At 56.1% G+C, this 18,453-nt stretch carries 21 protein-coding genes; 9 read left to right on the forward strand and 12 right to left on the reverse strand.

Going from position 1 to position 18,453, the window contains the following annotated elements; genetic code table 11:
• Nucleotides 1-24: 24 nt before the first annotated feature.
• From F8562_RS11295 to F8562_RS11305, 3 genes are all read right to left on the reverse strand, one after another.
• Nucleotides 25-1,728, reverse strand: a complete 1,704-nt coding sequence (locus F8562_RS11295) for an ABC transporter substrate-binding protein (RefSeq protein ID WP_014838681.1) — start codon at nucleotides 1,726-1,728, stop codon at nucleotides 25-27.
• A gap of 267 nt (nucleotides 1,729-1,995) precedes the next feature.
• The gene (locus F8562_RS11300) at nucleotides 1,996-2,634 is read right to left on the reverse strand and encodes a CatA-like O-acetyltransferase, family 1 (protein WP_014838680.1); all 639 of its coding nucleotides are present in this window, start codon (nucleotides 2,632-2,634) and stop codon (nucleotides 1,996-1,998) included.
• Nucleotides 2,635-2,664: 30 nt separating this feature from the next.
• The gene (locus F8562_RS11305; RefSeq protein WP_014838679.1) at nucleotides 2,665-3,048 is read right to left on the reverse strand and encodes a VOC family protein; all 384 of its coding nucleotides are present in this window, start codon (nucleotides 3,046-3,048) and stop codon (nucleotides 2,665-2,667) included.
• 93 nt (nucleotides 3,049-3,141) lie between these two features.
• On the opposite strand from F8562_RS11305, the gene F8562_RS11310 reads away from it, so the two are divergent.
• Nucleotides 3,142-3,912, forward strand: coding sequence for a DeoR/GlpR family DNA-binding transcription regulator (locus F8562_RS11310; RefSeq protein WP_004851588.1), 771 nt, complete (start codon nucleotides 3,142-3,144; stop codon nucleotides 3,910-3,912).
• A gap of 13 nt (nucleotides 3,913-3,925) precedes the next feature.
• On the opposite strand, the gene F8562_RS11315 is transcribed toward F8562_RS11310, so the two are convergent.
• Nucleotides 3,926-4,555, reverse strand: a complete 630-nt coding sequence (locus F8562_RS11315) for a LysE family translocator (RefSeq protein ID WP_094909301.1) — start codon at nucleotides 4,553-4,555, stop codon at nucleotides 3,926-3,928.
• Between the two features lie 224 nt (nucleotides 4,556-4,779).
• On the opposite strand from F8562_RS11315, the gene F8562_RS11320 reads away from it, so the two are divergent.
• The gene (locus F8562_RS11320; protein WP_004119381.1) at nucleotides 4,780-5,415 is read left to right on the forward strand and encodes a carbonic anhydrase; all 636 of its coding nucleotides are present in this window, start codon (nucleotides 4,780-4,782) and stop codon (nucleotides 5,413-5,415) included.
• 106 nt (nucleotides 5,416-5,521) lie between these two features.
• On the forward strand, nucleotides 5,522-6,328 hold the full coding sequence (locus F8562_RS11325; RefSeq protein WP_014838678.1) for an MBL fold metallo-hydrolase: 807 nt from the start codon (nucleotides 5,522-5,524) through the stop codon (nucleotides 6,326-6,328).
• Between the two features lie 21 nt (nucleotides 6,329-6,349).
• On the opposite strand, the gene F8562_RS11330 is transcribed toward F8562_RS11325, so the two are convergent.
• Nucleotides 6,350-7,234: an SDR family oxidoreductase gene (locus F8562_RS11330; protein ID WP_014229621.1), complete on the reverse strand. Its 885-nt coding sequence runs from the start codon at nucleotides 7,232-7,234 to the stop codon at nucleotides 6,350-6,352.
• 373 nt (nucleotides 7,235-7,607) lie between these two features.
• Here F8562_RS11330 and F8562_RS11335 point away from each other — a divergent pair, with 373 nt between their 5' ends.
• Nucleotides 7,608-8,000 carry a YdeI family stress tolerance OB fold protein gene (locus tag F8562_RS11335; protein ID WP_014229620.1) on the forward strand — a complete coding sequence of 131 codons (393 nt, stop codon included), beginning with the start codon at nucleotides 7,608-7,610 and terminating at the stop codon, nucleotides 7,998-8,000.
• A gap of 21 nt (nucleotides 8,001-8,021) precedes the next feature.
• A complete protein-coding gene (locus tag F8562_RS29270) occupies nucleotides 8,022-8,171 on the forward strand; it encodes a hypothetical protein (protein WP_004851580.1) in 150 nt (49 codons plus the stop codon).
• Between the two features lie 37 nt (nucleotides 8,172-8,208).
• On the opposite strand, the gene F8562_RS11340 is transcribed toward F8562_RS29270, so the two are convergent.
• Both F8562_RS11340 and F8562_RS11345 read right to left on the reverse strand, forming a co-directional pair.
• On the reverse strand, nucleotides 8,209-9,819 hold the full coding sequence (locus F8562_RS11340) for an FAD-NAD(P)-binding protein (RefSeq protein ID WP_042934363.1): 1,611 nt from the start codon (nucleotides 9,817-9,819) through the stop codon (nucleotides 8,209-8,211).
• A gap of 236 nt (nucleotides 9,820-10,055) precedes the next feature.
• Complete coding sequence (locus F8562_RS11345; RefSeq protein WP_032719240.1) at nucleotides 10,056-10,262, reverse strand: transcriptional regulator; 207 nt, start codon at nucleotides 10,260-10,262, stop codon at nucleotides 10,056-10,058.
• Between the two features lie 159 nt (nucleotides 10,263-10,421).
• On the opposite strand from F8562_RS11345, the gene F8562_RS11350 reads away from it, so the two are divergent.
• The 4 genes from F8562_RS11350 to F8562_RS11365 are packed head-to-tail and all read left to right on the forward strand — an operon-like array spanning nucleotide 10,422 to nucleotide 12,924.
• Nucleotides 10,422-10,925 (forward strand): hypothetical protein, encoded by a 504-nt coding sequence (locus F8562_RS11350; protein ID WP_014838676.1) that lies wholly within the window; start codon nucleotides 10,422-10,424, stop codon nucleotides 10,923-10,925.
• A 9-nt stretch (nucleotides 10,926-10,934) separates the two neighbouring features.
• Nucleotides 10,935-11,381: a DUF421 domain-containing protein gene (locus tag F8562_RS11355; RefSeq protein ID WP_094909302.1), complete on the forward strand. Its 447-nt coding sequence runs from the start codon at nucleotides 10,935-10,937 to the stop codon at nucleotides 11,379-11,381.
• A 12-nt stretch (nucleotides 11,382-11,393) separates the two neighbouring features.
• Complete coding sequence (locus F8562_RS11360; protein WP_009653693.1) at nucleotides 11,394-11,912, forward strand: 2-oxo-tetronate isomerase; 519 nt, start codon at nucleotides 11,394-11,396, stop codon at nucleotides 11,910-11,912.
• A gap of 22 nt (nucleotides 11,913-11,934) precedes the next feature.
• Nucleotides 11,935-12,924, forward strand: coding sequence for an SDR family oxidoreductase (locus tag F8562_RS11365; RefSeq protein WP_014229616.1), 990 nt, complete (start codon nucleotides 11,935-11,937; stop codon nucleotides 12,922-12,924).
• On the opposite strand, the gene F8562_RS11370 is transcribed toward F8562_RS11365, so the two are convergent.
• The 5 genes from F8562_RS11370 to F8562_RS11390 form a co-directional block, all read right to left on the reverse strand.
• Nucleotides 12,921-14,546, reverse strand: coding sequence for an alpha-amylase family protein (locus F8562_RS11370; RefSeq protein WP_014838675.1), 1,626 nt, complete (start codon nucleotides 14,544-14,546; stop codon nucleotides 12,921-12,923). The genes F8562_RS11365 and F8562_RS11370 overlap by 4 nt on opposite strands.
• A gap of 8 nt (nucleotides 14,547-14,554) precedes the next feature.
• Nucleotides 14,555-15,565, reverse strand: coding sequence for a cytochrome d ubiquinol oxidase subunit II (gene cydB / locus F8562_RS11375; protein ID WP_014229614.1), 1,011 nt, complete (start codon nucleotides 15,563-15,565; stop codon nucleotides 14,555-14,557).
• Nucleotides 15,565-16,968: a cytochrome ubiquinol oxidase subunit I gene (locus F8562_RS11380; protein WP_014229613.1), complete on the reverse strand. Its 1,404-nt coding sequence runs from the start codon at nucleotides 16,966-16,968 to the stop codon at nucleotides 15,565-15,567. Before F8562_RS11380 ends, cydB begins: the two co-directional genes overlap by 1 nt.
• 72 nt (nucleotides 16,969-17,040) lie before the next feature.
• Nucleotides 17,041-17,913, reverse strand: a complete 873-nt coding sequence (locus F8562_RS11385) for a manganese catalase family protein (RefSeq protein ID WP_014229612.1) — start codon at nucleotides 17,911-17,913, stop codon at nucleotides 17,041-17,043.
• Between the two features lie 19 nt (nucleotides 17,914-17,932).
• Nucleotides 17,933-18,439, reverse strand: a complete 507-nt coding sequence (locus tag F8562_RS11390) for a ferritin-like domain-containing protein (RefSeq protein ID WP_009653688.1) — start codon at nucleotides 18,437-18,439, stop codon at nucleotides 17,933-17,935.
• Between the last annotated feature and the right edge of the window lie 14 nt (nucleotides 18,440-18,453).

Below are 18,453 nucleotides of genomic sequence, written 5' to 3' on the forward strand. Positions count from 1 at the left end.
CCGGTCATCCCGGCGGCCGGGGATTTACTTAACGATTTTGACATCCGGCAGGCTGCCGGTCAGGCCGTTGTAGATATCCGGTTTGAAGCCGGTGACCCGGGCGCTGCTCGCCGAGAGAATTTCACGGTAGCCGAGAAGGATCACCGGCGGGTCCTGCGCCAGTACCTGATACAGCTGGTGGTAGATAGGCTTACGTTTCTCGACCTCGAGCACCGAGTTACCTTCGGTAATCAGCTTATCGACCTGCGGGTTGTTATAGCCGGACTCTTTCGCTTCCGCGCTGTAAAAATCCCACACGCCATCATGCGGGTCGTTAAGGGTACTGGTGCTGAACGACGCCAGATCGTAATTACCCGACTTACGCTGCGCCATCAGGGCGTTGAAATCGACGACCTGCGGTTTTAACAGGACGCCGATCTGCTGCCAGTTCTCTTTGGCGATGGGGATCAGCGCATCGTTGAGCACTTTCTTGCTCACCAGCAGCGTTAACTCCAGGCGTTTGCCCTCTTTGACGCGGATACCGTCCGGCCCCGGTTTCCAGCCGGCTTCGTCAAGCAGCTTTTTCGCCTGCGCCGGGTCATAGTGATACGGGTTCACCCCCTCGGCGTTCCATGCCCAGGAGATCGGCGCGATAGGCTCAATCGCCACCTTGCCGTAGCCCTGGTAGACCACATCAATCAGCTTCTGGCGGTCGAGGCCGTAAATCAGCGCCTGGCGTACCTTCACGTCCTTCAGCGCCGGGCGGCGGACGTTAAATTCCACCTGACTGTAGTCGCTGGAGCCGTAAAGGTTGATGTTGGCAAAGCCGAGCATTTTCAGCTGTTCGATATCGTCAGGACGCGAGGTAAAGGCGTCGTAGTCGGTTTCACCCGTCTGGAAGAGCTGGAAGTTGGTTGACGGGTTGGTCACGCGATAGATAAAGCGCGGAGTGGGCGGCGTACCGCGATAAAAATGGCTGTTGGCGTGGAAACGAATCTCCTGGCCGGGGATGTATTTGTCGTAAACGTAAGGACCGTTGCCCAGCGGTTTGCCGTGCAGGGTGCGCAGATAGTCGAGATTGCCGCGCTGGTAGCCTTTGCCGTAATAGGCTCTGGAGAGTACCGGACCGCCAATTTTTGCCAGCGTCGTCGCGCCCGGCTGGGTGGTGGTCACCTGCAGCGTTAAGGGGTCAAGCACTTTCAAACCGCTGACGCTATCGGCTTTCGCCGCTTTGTACTCCGCGCCGCCGGCAATATTGGCGAGCGTGATATCGGTATCGCCGTCGTATTTCGGATCCAGCAGCACGGTAAGGGTAAAGGCGACATCGTCGGCGGTCAGCGGCGAACCGTCGCTAAAGGTCAGGTTGGGGCGCAGCTTGATGGTGTAGACCTTGTTATCCGGACTCACCGTCCAGCTTTCGGCGAGACCCGGCACCAGATTGCCGTGGCTGTCCCAGTCGATCAGGCGAGAGAAAATCACGTTGGTGACGTTCTCATCCCAGCCGTTGACGAAGAAGTAGGGGTTAAAAATGCCCTGCGGCTCGGAGATGCCGGCCACGACGGTATCTTTGCGCAGCTTCGCGGCCGCGGGGATCTGGCTGGCATCGCTGGCCGGGGTGATCCCTTCTTTTAAAATGTCGTCGGCGATGGCGACCGAAGAAAATGCCACCGCGCCGCCGAGCAACGCGATTTTCAGAGCAAGCGCGAACCGCGTCTGTTTGGTTTTTAACCCGTGCAGTAGTCTGGACAAAAGTGCTCCCTCATCAAAGAATTGCGTAAAATATTTACAAATCATGACGAAAGATAAGAGGCGCACCGCGCCCTGTCTAACACCGAAAAGCTATGGCTTATAGCGATTTAGCATTAGCAATAATTCAGAATTAATCTGTCATTTTTGCGCTAAGCACCAGCATTCTCTGCTGTTTAGGGGGGAGGGCTTCCATCCGGCCGCAATGCCGCGGTAAGCAGTATGTAGCGTGCGGCGATCGCGGGCAGCCCCGTGACGTAAGCCAAATGTTTATCGCGTCTGCCAGAGGGTCTCCGGCTCGGCGAAACCCTCTTCGACCCGGGCAAAGAAGCGGCTGGCGTGCAGGCCGTCAACAAAGGCGTGATTGAATTTGCCCGCCACCGGGATAATGCCGTTTTTCAGCTTGCCCCAGGTGAGGGCGGGCACCGCCGCGCCGACGTAATACTCCGCGTGGGTGATGGCGCTGAAATGCAGCCACGGCAGGCAGCTGGCGCAGAAGAAATTCTCGCCGTTGACGATAAGCGGTGCCGGCGCGGTATGTTTCGCCGCTTCAATGTTCGGCGTGGCGGCATGGCTGAAGGCGGCAAAATCGGCGGCGTTGTCGCACCAGACCTGGCGAAAGCCTTCCTGGGCGGTCATCACCGGCGTCATTACTGCCAGCTGGTCATATTCGATAATATCGTCGCCCAGCAGCCGCTGTTTCAGCTGCGGCACCCCGTTCGCCGCGCGAACCAGGGCGTAGAGCGCCAGCTGGAAAAACGAGACGCCGCGATCTTTCGCGCACTCATATAGCCGCTGCGCCTCGACAGGAACGCAGAGATTAAAGCTGGGGTTGGCAAAACCGCGATAAAAATCAAAATGATCTTTTCGCGGCCAGTTTTGTTTGTCGATTACGCGATAGTTGGCCACGGGCGTCTCCTGTTGAGTCAGTGCCTGATACTATGCGACGATTTCAATCAGGTTGCCATCGGGGTCTTTAATCACCGCTTCATAATAGCCATCGCCGGTGGTCCGCGGCGGCGAGACCAGAATCCCCTGCGCAGCGGCGCGGTTTGCCAGCATATCCACCTTTTCAGAGCCGCCAACGGTAATCGCCAGGTGTACCCAGCCGGTGTGGTTGTTATCCGCCGTCTGCGCGACAAGCCCCGGCTTGGTCATCAGCTCAATGGCAATGCCGTCGCCAATCTTGACAAAAAAGGACTCAAAGCCCGGGTTGGTTTGGCTGCAGTACTTCTCATTAATCTCGCCGTCGAAGAAGGCCACCCAAAAGCGGGCCTGTTGCTCAAGCTGGCGGGTCCATAGGGCGATGTGGGCAATTTTCATAGCAAACCTCTTTATAGGGTGTATTGACAGTCAGGGGCTGAATGCACGATCATGCACTTTGTTGCTCGATAAAGATTTTATCAGGAGTTATTTGTGCTCGATTATGCTGCTTTTCCTAAACAACGACAAGCGCTTATTTGCCAGATCCTGCAGGAGAACGGCAGGGTGGTTTGCGCCGAACTCGCCAGCCGGCTTAACGTCTCCGAGCATACTATTCGCCGTGATTTACATGAACTTAGCCGCGAAGGGTACTGTAAAAAGGTCTACGGCGGCGCGGTGATGACCCTGCCGGAGGCGGGGGACTATAGCGAGCGCAAAGAAAAAAATACGGCGACAAAAAGCAGGATCGCGCAGAAGTGCGCAAAGCTGGTGAAGCCCGGCGGCTGCATTTTTATCGATACCGGCACCACCAACCTGGCGATGGCGGAAGCGCTGCCGGCGGAGCTGGCGTTAACGGTGGTCACGAATTCTCCCGAGATCGCTGCCGTACTGCTCAAAAAACCGCTGTATGATGTGGTGATGCTTGGCGGTCAAATCCAGCGGGCCAGCGGCGGCTGCGTGGGCGCCTCCGCCGTGGCGCAGATTCAGGGCATGCTCTTCGATCAGGGATTTATCGGCGGCTGCGCCATGGCGCCTGAGTCCGGTCTGACGGGCTTTGACTACGCCGACTGTGAATTTAAAAAAGCGGTGATAAAACAGTGCAGCGAAATCATCGTCGGCCTGACCTCGGACAAAATCCCTGCGGTGGCGCGCTTTGTGGTGGTCGAAAGCAGCGCCATTGACGTGCTGGTGGTCGAGGAGAATATCAGTCGCGAATATCGCGACGCGTTTAGCGAACACGATATTCGTATTTATACCGTTTAAACGGTTTGCTGGCCTACTTTGACAGCGAAGTGGCAATCAGGCGCAGGCCGAGCGCGCCCAGCACCGTGGCGGTGACGATATCGATCTTACGCTTCATGCGCAGGTAGACGCTGCGCGGTCGCGCGGAAGAGAGCACCAGGGCTACCAGCGAATACCAGCTGACGTCAATCAGGAAGCTCATCAGCGGCACGATATAGTAAAAGGCCAGCGGGATGCGCTCCGGCAGCAGGGCGGTAAAAATAGAGGCGAACACCAGCGCCGTTTTTGGGTTGCTGAGCTGGGTATAGAGGCCATCGCGGAAGGTTTTCAGCAGGGAATGTTCCGCCGCCATGCCGCCTGCCGCAAAATCCATCGGCTGCGCCGCGCCGCGGTAGATTTTATACCCCAGCCAGAGCAGATAGAGGCCGCCCGCGACCTTCAGGCCAATAAACATTTCCGGCACCGCGGTCAGCACTTTTTGCAGCCCCATCATGGCCATAATCGAAAAGATAGCCGCCCGCGTCCCGGTTCCCAGCGCGGTGACCAGACCATGCATCCTTGAGCGCGCAACGGCGTTGCGGGCCACGTAAATAAAGCTTGGGCCGGGGCTGATCACGCCCATAATGAGTACGGCGGCAATGGCCATCAGGCTGGATAAAAACATAAACGCTCCTGGTTGATGTTGAGCGCTAAAGTCGCATCCGGCTCCCGCTCATGATTGTTTCACCGTCAAAAAATAAACAATCTTTAGCGTGCTGTCACCCGACTTTACGGCGCGATGTTTCATCGCCTGTTCGAATAACGATTCCCATTTCGCGCGTCGGTGATAAACTGGCTAAATGTGATCTTTGTCATATCGTCATTAAAACAGAGAAAAGAGACACTGCTATGCAACATATCATTGAGGGCTTCCTCAACTTCCAGAAAGAGATTTTCCCGCAACGTAAAGAGCTCTTCCGCAGCCTGGCCTCCAGCCAAAATCCTAAAGCGCTGTTTATCTCTTGTTCCGATAGCCGCCTGGTGCCGGAGCTGGTGACCCAGCAGGAGCCGGGCCAGCTGTTTGTGATCCGTAACGCCGGGAATATCGTGCCCTCTTTCGGTCCTGAGCCGGGCGGGGTTTCCGCGACGATCGAGTATGCCGTCGTGGCCCTGGGCGTGACCGATATCGTCATTTGCGGCCACTCCAACTGCGGCGCGATGAAAGCCATCGCCACCTGCCAGTGCCTGGACCCCATGCCTGCCGTGTCCCACTGGCTGCGCTACTCCGATGCGGCGAAAGCCGTCGTGGAGAAGAAAACCTGGGCCAACGAGACCGATAAAGTCAACGGTATGGTGCAGGAAAACGTTATCGCCCAGCTGAACAATATTAAAACCCACCCGTCGGTTGCCGTGGGTCTGCGGGATAGCACGTTGCGTCTACACGGCTGGTTCTACGATATTGAAAGCGGTGACATTCGCGCGCTGGATAAAAACAGCAAAACCTTTGTGTCGCTGTCGGAAAACCCTGACGTTTATTTCGAATAAACTTCTCTTTCAGGGCACGGAAGCCCTGAGATGCTCACCTCCTGCCATAAATTTCCTGTCTGCCATACTCATTACGGCTTCCTGAATGATTTCTTAAGGAGAAGTGATGATTAAGCTGTGCGCAACCTGCGGGACGTCCTACGACGATCGCGGCAACACCCTGAACCATTGTCGTATCTGTGAGGATGAACGCCAGTACGTCCCGGCCAGCGGGCAGGTCTGGATCAAGCCAGACGATCTGACCGAGACGCATACGAATACGTGGCAGCAGCATAACGATCGGCTGTTGAGCGTCAGGACGGTACCGAAATTTGCAATCGATCAGCGCGCGTTTCTGCTGCTAACGCCGCAGGGGAATATTCTCTGGGACTGCATCGCCAATCTTGATGCCGCCAGCAAAACGCTGATTACCGCCCTGGGCGGGATAAACGCGATCGCCATCTCCCATCCTCATTACTACACCACGATGCAGGACTGGGCCGACGCCTTTAATGCGCGAATTTATCTCCACGCCAGCGATCGCGAATGGATTATGCGCGATAGCCCGGCCATCACGCTATGGGAAGGAGATGCGCTGGAGATCCTCCCGGCGGTGCGGCTGCTGCGCCTGGGCGGTCATTTCGCCGGAGGAACCGTTCTGCACTGGGCGAAAGATGACGGTATTATGCTGGCGGGCGATATTATCCAGGTGACGCCGGGGGGGCGCGCCGTTTCGTTTATGTGGAGCTATCCCAATTTGCTGCCGTTGGCGGCCGCCAGCGTGGAGAAGATCGTTGAACGTCTGGGCGATACGCCTTTCGGGGCGCTGTACGGCGCCTTTAAGGGGCAGAACGTCCCCAAAAATGCCCGGCAGATCGTTTTAGACTCAGCGCAGAAATACCTCGCCTGTCTTAAGACGACGGCGCACCGCTGAGGGCGCGCCGCCGCGCGGGATTTACAGCACGCCGTCGCCGCCGTCGGAGCACCACACCTGGCCGGAGGTGAAGGAGCAGGCATCAGAGGCAAGGGTAACGTACAGCGGCGCAATCTCCACCGGCTGCCCGGGACGCCCCAGCGGCGTATCGGCGCCGAACTGACGCACCTTCTCATCCGGCTGGCCGCCGCTTGACTGCAGCACCGTCCAGTAGGGACCGGGGGCGACCGCGTTTACCCGGATACCCTTCGGCCCCAGCTGTTTGGCCAGCGATTTCGTGAACGCCACCAGGCAGGCTTTGGTTTGCGCGTAGTCCAGCAGGATGGGGCTCGGCTTAAAGGCCTGGACGGATGAAGTATTAATAATCGCGCTGTGTTCTTTAAGATGACGCAGGGCGGCTTTGGTGATCCAGAAGGCCGCATAAACGTTGGTTTTGAAGGTGGCGTCAAAGTCGGCGGTGGTGAGTTCTTCCAGTGATTCGCAATATTGCTGGCGTCCGGCGTTATTGACCAGAATATCCAGCCCGCCGAGTTCGCTGGCGGCCTGTTCCACCAGGGTTTCGCAGAAGGATTCGTCGCGCACATCTCCCGGAATCGCGACGGCTTTACGTCCTTCGGCCTGAATCAGGGCAACTACGGTTTCCGCATCGGACTCCTCTTCCGGCAGATAGTTTATCGCCACATCGGCGCCTTCGCGGGCGAAGGCGATCGCGACCGCGCGCCCAATCCCGGAATCGCCGCCGGTAATCAGGGCGCGCTTACCGGCGAGCCGACCGGAACCGACATAGCTCAGCTCACCGTGATCCGGCTGCGGCTTCATCTCTTCGGCAAGACCCGGCGGCGATTGCGGCTGGTCAACAAAGGGGGGACGGGGATACTTCTCGGTATTGTTAGCGTTGTCGCTCATACTGACCTCCTCGTGTTAAAAGAGTAAGCGTAGTTGCCTGGTCAGCCTGCCGTGGAATATTGAAGAATAATTGAACGGCTTCGCTGTTATAATTTTGGCGCTTTGATTCCTCTCCCAACGGTAATTTACTGATTGCCGGGAAACTTTTCAAAATGAGAGGCGCCAGCAGCGTTTGGCATTTTAGGATTATTCTATCGCAAGCCCGACGGTATATTTAGCGCCTTTTTAATGCTGCCCGGTGCGCATATTTACGCGGGCGGTGAAGTCGTAAAAAATATTTCCCGGGCGATTCATCAGGTACGGAACTTGTGAAAATGAACATCAGCAACCAGACTTATTAAGACAAGACAAAAATATGCCGGAGGTATGGTTGATGAAAAAATTACTGTCCGTTATTTTCTGTGCGCTAATGGCTCAGGGCGTTTATGCCGCGGATGACGGGGGATTTAAAAAAGATGCCGCTCCGCCGCCGCCGCATAAAATTGACGATGGCTACCGCGGGACGGAGGACGGGCGAATTATGACCGTGCGCCAGGCCCTGGAAATGCACGATGGGGCAACCATCTCATTACGCGGCAATCTTATCGAGCAGCACGGTAATGACCGCTACAGCTTTCGCGATAAAACCGACACCATTGCAGTGATTATCCCCGCCGCGGTTTTTGATGGCCGCGAAGTGAAGCCCGATCAGATGATCAGCATCAACGGCAGCCTCGATAAAAAAATGACGCCGCCGGTAGTGCGGGTGGACCGGATCCAGAAATAACCGCTCAAGCAGGAGGAATTGATGTCCGTACAGCATCCAGCCGACCCGGATAAGCGGGGCCGTCATCCGTCGAAAGAGGACCCGCGCGAGCAGGGGGAAGTGCCGCGTAAAAGAGACGACAGCGAAGATCATAAAAAAGATCCCTGGCATCCCCAGCCTGAAAAGCGTTAACAATAGCCGCCCGTCAACGGGCGGCTATTTTTCTTTCCTACAGATCGAGCGGGGATAAACGCCTGCGCGAGCGGCTTGCCGGCTGGGATATCGCTTTCGCTATCGCCGCGCCGATCTCCGCGCAGGCGGTGATACCCTGAACGAAAGGCTGGTCGTGCATCAGCCAGGGAATGGCGGCGAACGCGATGCGCCCCCGTACTTCGGGCGGTTCCCGCAACGTATAGTCGTCACCGACATCAGGAATCTCTTCTCCGGTCGCCAGCAGCTGCTCCCTTAAATGCGGGAAGGGAAGATCTTTATTTTTCAGAGGCTTTTGCCCTCTGGCATCAATAAACACATCAAACGTATAGCGATTTTGTTCGCTGGTAATCACCGTTTTTTCCTGCTCTACCGCCATCTCATAGTCATGCCCTAAGGCGAGAATACTGATGACGCCCGCTTCGCGCAGCGCCAGCAGCCGGCGGATGGACTCCGAAGGAATGGCGGCATAACAGTCGATAAAGACCCGCGCAAGGCCATTTTTGAAACGCTCCCGGTCATGGTCATTAAGGTGAGGCACCATCGCCTGAACGGCTTCATGCAGCCGCAGGATCGCGTAGCGCCAGGGAACCGTATATCGCGCGCGCTTGTTGCGCTCAACTTCTTCAAGGTTATCCAGCGCCCAGTGGAACGGATTATGCTGCTGGCGTTTAGCAAACCACGCCTCGCTGAAGCTGTCGGCGTTAAGGCTGTGAAGGGCGATATTTTCGCTCCATAGGGGGTCGGCAAGCGTGATTTCCTGCGCCACCAGCTCAAAGACGCGATCGAGCAGACCGTCGCTGCCCGCGGCGATGGCTTGTTCCATCGCGCTTTCGCTGACGATGCTCAGCGGCTCCCAGGGAATGGGGCAGTAAAAATCCGCTTCCGGCAAAATGCCGGAGCGCGACATCAGCACGATGCTTAGCGCCTCGCTTGCCTCGTCCAGCCTGAAGGCGAGGGCGTCATCGTCAGACCCGATAAACCGACCGTGCTGGACGGCGACGGCCATCGCGGCGTCAATTCCGCTTAGCGAGGTGCCCATAATGCCCACCCGGCAGGGGGGAATGCTGGCCTCCATGAGGCCAGACCACGGGCTGGGAAACCAGGTGCGGGTCGACTCTTCTTCATCGGGCCAGACGTGTCCGGTGGCGATTACCGCGAGGTCAAAGGCTTCGGCGACCGGCTCATCCTCAACCCACAGTCTGACCCCTTCTTCGGTCGCCTGCAGGTCGCTGACCCGGCAGGACTCATTGACCCGGATGCGAAAGCCCTGCTCCCTGGCCTCTCCGACCAGCGCAAGAAACTGGTCGCGAAAGTATTCACCCAGCAGGATGCGCGGTAAAAATTGACGATCGTGCAAAGCGTCGTAATCCACGCCGTAGCGCGCAAGGCGGGTCCGGCTCTGGGCTTTCAGCCAGTCGAGATAGCTGCTCTGAATGGGGGGGATTTCAATGCTGGCGATATTGGCCAGCATCATGCGCGAATTCTCTTCATCGCTGTAGGGCATGCCCACGCCCGCTTCCTCGGCCTGCTCGTAAATTGACACGTCCAGCGGCTCGCCCTGTTTGAGTAATGAGAACAGGGTATAAATTCCGGTTGGACCTGCGCCGATAATGGCAATTTTCTTCATAATGACTGACCCGCCGTTGTTGTTATCACATTTGTTGTCGGTGGCCTTCCGCCAGTTGAAAAGCTCCACGATAGATCATTTCCGGGTAACGGAAATCTGGCCCAATAATTGTGGTTCAAAATGAGGAAGAGGGCCAATTACTGGCGCGCCTCTTCCTCGGGGTATACATATTAACGACTTAACAGGCTGGATAACGCAGATGACAAAAAGCTGATGGGGATTGACCCCACCAGGATTCAGATGATTGATCGTCCCAATGAAACCGGGTGACACCATCGGGTTTTGTATTCACCTGACATCATGCCATATGAGTAGTACAGATTCAGATTATTCTCGGCGGCTTCTTGGTATAGTGCGGTGAGATTTTTCCACATGAGCATAGTCCCCAGGGAACCGGCATTGATATCTTTTCGATAACCGATATTGATGAAGTCCACAAACATTACGCCGTATGACAGATGCTGATGCTGCTCAACGAATAACAAGCGAGATGTCGCGTTTTGCTATTAATCCGGCTTTAGCGCGTCGAACTTGACATATTAAGCCGGGTTGCTATTTCTTAAACTGGCGCCCCGATAATAAGCGCAACGGTGAGGTGAAAAATGGCAAGTGAAAAAGAGAGGCTGCCCGGGATTAAAGAGAACGAATTTTTTCTTAATTTTGAATGCGCTGCCCGCCAGATAGGCCTCGGAATATTATTGGCGATCATACTGGCAGCCCTTTTGGGACTCTTTTCTGGAGGATATTTTAGCACTGCCGAAAAAACAACTGCGCAGCGCAATTTAACGGTGGCCTATGACCGCTTCGGTCGTTTGCAAACTGAATTCAGGCTAAAGATTACCGCCCATCCGCGGGTCGCGGATAAATATATTTTTAGCCTTGGCGGTGATTTTACCTCTTCTTTTGAACCTGGCAGTATCTGGCCCCGGCCAGACAGGATGTACAGTCAGAACGACCGGCTCTTTCTGGTCTATAATGATCTGAAAAGCATGCATAATTTTTCTATATGGCTCTACGTTACTCCAACCCGCCCCGGTAAGTTGAACCACTCTTTGCAGCTAAACGGCGAACCCGAAATCCGCTTCTGGCAATTTATTTATCCTTAGGAGGATGCGATGGAGATGGTCTTGCGTGCGTTAGCGATATATTTAATTTTGCTGGTGGTATTTAAAATCGCCGGCCGCCGGGCGCTATTACAAATGACCAGCTTTGATCTGATTTTATTACTTATTATCAGTGAGGCTACCCAGCAGGCGCTGCTGGGGAACGATTTTTCGGTGACCGGCGCAATGCTGACGATTATGACGCTGGTGGTCGTGGATATGCTTTTCGGATTAATGAAGAAATATACCGCTGGCGCAGAGTCAGCGCTTGATGGTTGCCCGGTGATTTTAGTCGAAAATGGCGTGCCGTTAATTGACAAGCTGAAAAAAGTGGACGTCTCCTGTGATGATATTCTGGTCGCCGCGCGGCAGAATCAGGGTCTTACGGAATTAAGTAAAATCAAATTTGCCATACTGGAACGGAATGGCCACATTTCTATTATTCCTGCTGAGAGTTAAAAAGGTCTTTTTATGTCAAATAACCCTTATAACCAGGCGAAAACCACCGGCGAGCTGACTAAACAGGTCGCCAGCGCGCTGATTGACCGTCGTTTACGCTTAACCACCGCGGAATCCTGCACCGGCGGTAGCCTGGCGGCAGCGCTGTGCGCGGAAGCGGATACGGCCGCATTCTACGATATTGGCTTAATCACTTTTAGCGATCGGGCGAAACAGCAGCTTCTCGACGTCAACGCCTCAACGCTGGAAAAATATAGCGCCGTCAGTCGGCAGACCGTTGAAGAGATGTCCACCGGCGCGCTGGCGCGTTCCGGGGCGGATATCAGTATCGCCATTAGCGGATATGCGGGGCCGGACGGCGGCGATGACGGGACGCCTGCGGGGACCGTCTGGTTCGCGTGGAACTTTCGCGGCAGTATCGACGCGCATAAAACGCTGTTTTCCGGCGAGTGCCAGGATGTTGTGGAGAAAGCCGTACGCTATTCACTGGCGATGCTCATCGAGAAACTGCCCGGCTGGCAGAGCGCATAACGCTTTTATTACGGAGGTTTATATGGCAGTCATGGCGATCACTGGCGGTACTGCGGGAGTCGGTAAAGCAACGGCCCTGCGCTTTGCGCGGGCAGGCTATGACGTCGGCATTATTGCCCGCGATGGCCGAAGCCTTGAGGCGACGAAGCAGGAGCTCCTTCGTTGCGGCGTTCGGGTGCATACCGTGCAGGCCGATGTGGCAAATGCCGATGCGCTCTTGACCGCCGCCGGCGAAATCGAAAATCGGCTCGGGGCTATCGAGGTATGGGTCAATAACGCGATGTGTGCGGTGCTGGCGCCTTTCAGAGCGATGACCCACGACGAATTTAGACGGGTAACCGAGGTCACCTACCTCGGCTACGTCAACGGGACTCGCGCCGCGCTGGCGCTGATGACGCCCCGGGATCGCGGAGTGATTATCCAGGTTGGCTCCGCGCTCGCCTATCGCTCCATTCCGCTACAGTCCGCCTACTGCGGGGCAAAGGCCGCGATTCGGGGTTTTACCGATGCGGTGCGTACGGAGCTGATGCATGAAAATAGCGGCGTGAGTATTGCGATGGTACAGATGCCGGGGCTGAATACGCCGCAGTTCGAGTGGGCGCGCAATAAGTTTGCCTGGGCGATGCGCCCGGTGCCGCCGGTATTTCAGCCGGAAGTGGCCGCCCAGGCTATCTTCAACGTCGCGCGCCGGCCCGTACGCGAACTCTGGGTAGGGAGCAGCACGATTCAGTCCATTATTGGGCAATTTCTTTTCCCGGGCTTCCTTGACCGGCTGATGGTCAAAAAAGCGTGGGAAGGGCAAATGACCCGGCGCTTGAATGCCGACGACCGTCAGGACTATCTCGAACAGCCGGTCAGCGGATTGCATAAAACGCACGGGCGTTTTTCCTCTGAGGCGAAATATCGCGCCACCGCCATCACTTCCGGCGTGCCGGGAAAAGCGCTGCTGGGCGGCGCGGCAGCGGCGGGGGTACTTTTAGCAAAATGGTTTATCTCGCGTAAAAAACGCTAACGCAGCGCGCTACTGTTGGTCCAGAACCATCGATAGCCATATGCGCTAATCTCCAGCTTAGCGTGCTTACCGGGAGTGAGCGCGTCCGCGTAGGTTTTGTCGGCCAGGCAGGGCGTCCACACCGCCGCATAGATCCCTTTCGCGGTAAAACGCAGCGGTTTATCACTGAAATTAAGAAAGGCGATGACGCTGCGCTCGCGGTCATCGTAGCAGATCCCGAGAATCGCCTGCCGATCGGTGCTAATGATGCGGAAAGGCGCAACGGCGATTTCCGGGAATTCTGACCGCGTATTGGCGATATCAATAATACGGTGCAGGAGAGAATGGCGGTGCAGCAGGGAATCAGCGACGTTGACTTTCTGATAGCGAAACGGCCCCCGGTCGATCATGGGAGCCACAAACGTCTGCGGATCGGCTGCGGAGAAGCCGCCGCCCGCTGAACCGGCCCACTGCATCGGCGTACGCACCGCGTAGCGCTCTTCCAGCGCCAGGTCGTCACCCATGCCGATCTCATCCCCGTAGCGCATGATCGGTACGCCGGGCAGCGAAAAAAGCACGGCATGACAGAACGCCAGCCGCCGCCGGTCGCTGTTCAGCATGGGCGCCAGCCGACGGCGAATACCGCGCTGATAAACGTTCATCTCCTTATCCGGCGCGAAGGCATCCAGCACGGTCTGCTTGTTCTTGTTACCGATCCCTTCAAGATCCAGTTCATCGTGGTTGCGCAGCCAGTTTGCGAAGCAGCAGGCGTCAGGAGGCACTACCATTTTCTTGATGGCCTCGATCAGCGGGCGGGCGCTCTGGCTGGCGAGGCTGACGTAAAAATATTTGTTCAGCCAGAAGTTAAGTACCATATTAAGTCGGTTATTATCGCCAAAATAGTCGCGATACTGCGCCACCTCAACGTCGACTTCGCCGAGCAGTATGGCCTGCGGATTATGTTGTTCAACCAGCCGACGCAGATGTTCCAGGAGCCATAGCCCGCGTTTCTCCTCGCCGCGTCCGGCCTGTTTCGTCAAATGCGAGGCGGCATCCAGACGAAAGCCGGAAACCCCCAGCTTCAGCCAAAAGATAACGATATTTTCGACCTCTTTGATCACCGCGGGAGAGGCCAGATTGAGATCGGGTTCATGGCGGTAAAACATATGGCGAAAATATTGCCCGGCTTCGTCATCCCACGACCAGATGCTCTCTTCGACGCCGGGAAACATGGGCGGCGTATTGTCATCATCGCTATCTGCCCACAGATAATAGTCGCGGAACGGCGAGCGACGGCTGCGCCGCGCTTGTTGAAACCAGGGGTGAGCGTCGGAGGTGTGCTGGATCAGCAATTCAATAATAACCTGCATGCCTAATTCGCGGGCCTGCTCGATAAAAGCAATGATATCCGCCAGTTGACCAAATCGCGGATCGACCTGCAGATGGTCGCTGACATCGTAACCCTCATCCAGAAACGGCGTCAGGTAGAAGGGCGTTATCCAGATCACCGTCGCGCCCAGTCGGCGAATATAGCGCAGCTTCGCCGCGATCCCGGCGATATCGCCGCAGCCATCGCCGTTAAGATCGTAAAACAGTGCTGAATCAATCTGATAGATAATGGCCCGCGTATGCCAGTCAGCCATAGCCCACCTCAGTGATAGCCTTCATTTCCGGAAACTTTGCCGCGGAATACGTAGTAGCTCCATGCGGTGTAAACCAAAATCACCGGAATGATAAGCAGGGTTCCTACCAGCATAAATAGCTGGCTGGCCGGCGGCGCGGAGGCTTCCCACAGCGTGATATGCGGAGGGATGATATTGGGCCACAGACTGATGCCCAGGCCGCTGAAGCCGAGAAAAATAAGCCCGAGCGTCAGGAGGAAAGGGCGGGCGTGGCTCGCGGGGTGAGCGCTCAGGCGCCAGATCCACAGGCTAAAGACGAGTACCAGAATGGGAACGGGCACAAACCAGTAGAAATTAGGCAGGGTAAACCAGCGTTCAGCAACGGACGGCCAGCCCAGCGGCGTCCAGACGCTGACCACGGCGATGACCGCCATCAGCGCCAGAAGCGTGTGGCGGGTCAGCTCACGCATGCGCTGCTGCAGCGCGCCTTCGCTTTTCATGATAAGCCAGGTGGTGCCGAGGAGCGTATAAGCCACCACCAGCCCTAAGCCGCAGAACAGGCTAAAGGGCGTCAGCCAGTCCAGCGCTGAGCCGATGAACCTGCGGTCGGCAACCTCGAAGCCGCTGATGACCGCGCCCACGACTATCCCCTGGCTAAAGGTGGCCAACAACGAGCCGCCCACAAATGAGTAATCCCAGAATTTTTGATGAGAGGGGGTGGCCTTAAAACGAAATTCGAAGGCGACGCCGCGAAAGATCAGGCCAATTAACATGGCGGTGAGCGGAATCGTTAGCGCATCGGTGATGACGGCGTACGCCAGCGGAAAGGCGCCGAATAGCCCCGCGCCGCCCAGCACAAGCCATGTCTCATTGCCGTCCCATACCGGGGCGACGCTGTTCATCATCACGTCGCGCTCGTTGGCGTTGGGCACAAAGCTGAAGACGATTCCGATGCCGAGATCGAAGCCGTCCATAATGATATACATCAGCGTGGCAAACACTATGATGACAAACCAGATAACGGAGATATCGATGCCCATTAGCGAGTCTCCTCTTCAGGCACGGCCTCTGCGGCGGAAAGGGGGCGAGCCGGCGTACCGGAGGTTGTCGATGTCAATTCGCTGACGGGCTGAGGCCCTTTCTGAATCAGCCGGATAATGTAGTAATAACCTACGCCAAACACCGAACAGTACACCACGATAAAGACCAGCAGGCTGACGATCATTTGCGCTGTGCTGTGGAGAGAGACCGCATCCCGGGTGCGTAATAAACCATAGATGACCCAGGGCTGGCGTCCCGCTTCGGTCGTGATCCAGCCGGCCAACAGCGCCAGCAGCCCCGCCGGCCCCATCGCCAGCGCAAACCACTGAAAGGCGCGGGAGTGAAAAAGACGCTGCCGGTAGCGAAGCCACAGGCTCCATACGCCGAGGGCAATCATCAACACGCCCATGCCGACCATGATGCGGAAAGACCAGAAGACGATAAGGGAGTTTGGCCGATTCTGCGGCGGAAAATCTTTCAGCGCCGGGACCTGCTTGTTCAGGCTATGGGTGAGGATCAGGCTGCCAAGCGCAGGGATTTCCAGCCCGTATTTGGTGCGCTCTTCATCCATATCGGGCACGCCAAACAGCAGCAGCGGGGTGGCTTCTCCGGGTTTGTTCTCCCAGTGGCCTTCTATGGCAGCGATTTTTGCCGGCTGATGTTCAAGCGTGTTGAGCCCGTGCATATCGCCAACGATAGCCTGAACCGGCGCGACCAGCAGGGCCATCCACATCGCCATGGAAAACATTTTACGTATGGCCGGCGTATCATTGCCCCGCAGAAGATGCCAGGCGGCGGAGGCGCCGACGAACATCGCGCTGCTGAGAAAAGCGGCAATCGCCATATGGGACAGACGATAGGGGAAAGAAGGGTTAAAGATAATCGCCAGCCAGTCCTGGGGAATGACATGACCGTTTTCAATGGTAAAACCCTGCGGCGTCTGCATCCAGCTATTTGACGCGAGGATCCAGAAGGTTGACATCAGCGTGCCCAGCGCCACCATGCAGGTGGTGAAGAAGTGCAGGCCGGGAGGAACTTTGTTCCAGCCAAAGAGCATAACGCCTAAGAAACCGGCTTCGAGAAAAAAGGCGGTGAGCACTTCGTAAAGCAGCAGGGGACCGGTAATACTACCGGCAAACTGTGAGAAACCGCTCCAGTTGGTGCCGAATTGATAAGCCATGACCAGGCCTGAAACCACGCCCATGCCGAAATTAACGGCAAAAATTTTCAGCCAGAAATTATACAATGAGCGCCAGACGTCATCTTTTGTCCGCAGCCACATCCCCTCCAGCACCACCAGATAGCTGGCCAGTCCGATGGTAATCGCCGGAAAAAGGATATGAAAAGAGACGGTAAATGCGAACTGCAGCCGAGCCAGATTAAACGCGTCGAGTTCAAACATATTCCGGACCCCATCACAGAACAACCCCCCGAATTGAGCAGGGGGAAGTGATTAACAGCAGGTTATTGAGGATTAGGGCTTCTTCTTGCCTGCGCCGAGCTCTGCGCCGGTAAGAGGATCGCCATCCGGGTCGGATTGGGTTCGTTCCGCCATGGCTTTAACCAGCGCCTGCTGCTCGGCACTTAGCTTGACGCTGACGCCTCCGTCTCCGCCGTCGACTGCAGGCTGGGGATTCGCCACATACTCAAAGTGCCGATCGCTATTCCAGCTACCGCGAATGTCGTCGCCCTCTGACATATTGTAGTAGGTGCTGGCGTATTCATTGACGGGCGGTAATTTCCCCGGCGGATAGTTGTTTCTGATGGACTGGAGCGCTTTTTCGAAAGAGAGCTGATGAGCGGCTTCCCGGGTCATCAGAAAAGCCAGCGCATCCTTGACTCCGGGATCATCAGTGACGTTGATCAGGCGCTCATAGATGATTTTGGCTCGCGCCTCGGCCGCTACGTTGGAGCGTAAATCCGCGGTTGGCTCACCAATCGTATCAATATAGGCGGCGGTCCAGGGCACCCCGGCGGAGTTGGTCAGCGGCGTGCCTGCGCCATATAGCAAAGAGGTGATATGGCTGTCGTTACCGTTAGCGGTAAGCGAGCGGTACAGGTCGGCTTCGTTTTCCACGCCTTCCGCCAGGGCGCCTTTGGCCCCTTTATTGAGCATGCCAACCAGCGAGCCGATAATTTCAAGGTGGCTCAGCTCTTCGGTGGCTATGTCCATCAGCATATCTTTACGGCCCGGATCGTCATCGCTCAGGCCCTGAGTAAAATACCGGCATGCGGCGGCCAGTTCGCCCTGGGGCCCGCCGAATTGTTCCAGAAGGAGGTTCGCCAGTCCCGGATTCGGCTCGGCGACCCTTACGGTATACTGAAGCTGCTTAACGTGTCGGAACATAGGCTCTTATCCTTATTGCTTATTTTTTCGCTTCAACGCCTTCGGCTTCAGAGCGCAGAAGGAACTCTTCCGTTGTTTGCGGAATATGTTTCAGCAGCCAGTCGGCCATGGCCCGCTCTTCTGCCAGAATCGATTCGATAGCGGGGATTGAGGCGGTGTCGCCGGCTTTATTCGCGGCGGCAAGCAGGGAGGTATAACAGGCAATTTCAAACTGCTCAAATACATAACCGCTAATTGACCCTTTAACGATTTCATCGGAAGGGAACATCCCGCCAATGGATTGACCTAACGCGGCCATTTTGCTCATGGAATCCTTCAGCACCGAGCGTGATATATTATTACGGTCCAGAATCTCCTCCAGTACCGTAATTTGGCGTTTGGTTTCAGTTACGTGCTGTTGAATTCTGCTGCGCAGGTCAGGGTAATTATCGATGCGGCTCGCCATGGATTCCAGCATAGATTCTGCCTGCTTTTCCATTGCATGCGCATCGCGTAGCCAGTCGTGATAATGTTCAAGATAATTCATAATCAACTCCTTAA

The organism is Klebsiella sp. RCJ4 (assembly GCF_009025755.1).
In the GTDB taxonomy this organism is placed as follows: Bacteria; Pseudomonadota; Gammaproteobacteria; order Enterobacterales; family Enterobacteriaceae; genus Klebsiella; species Klebsiella michiganensis.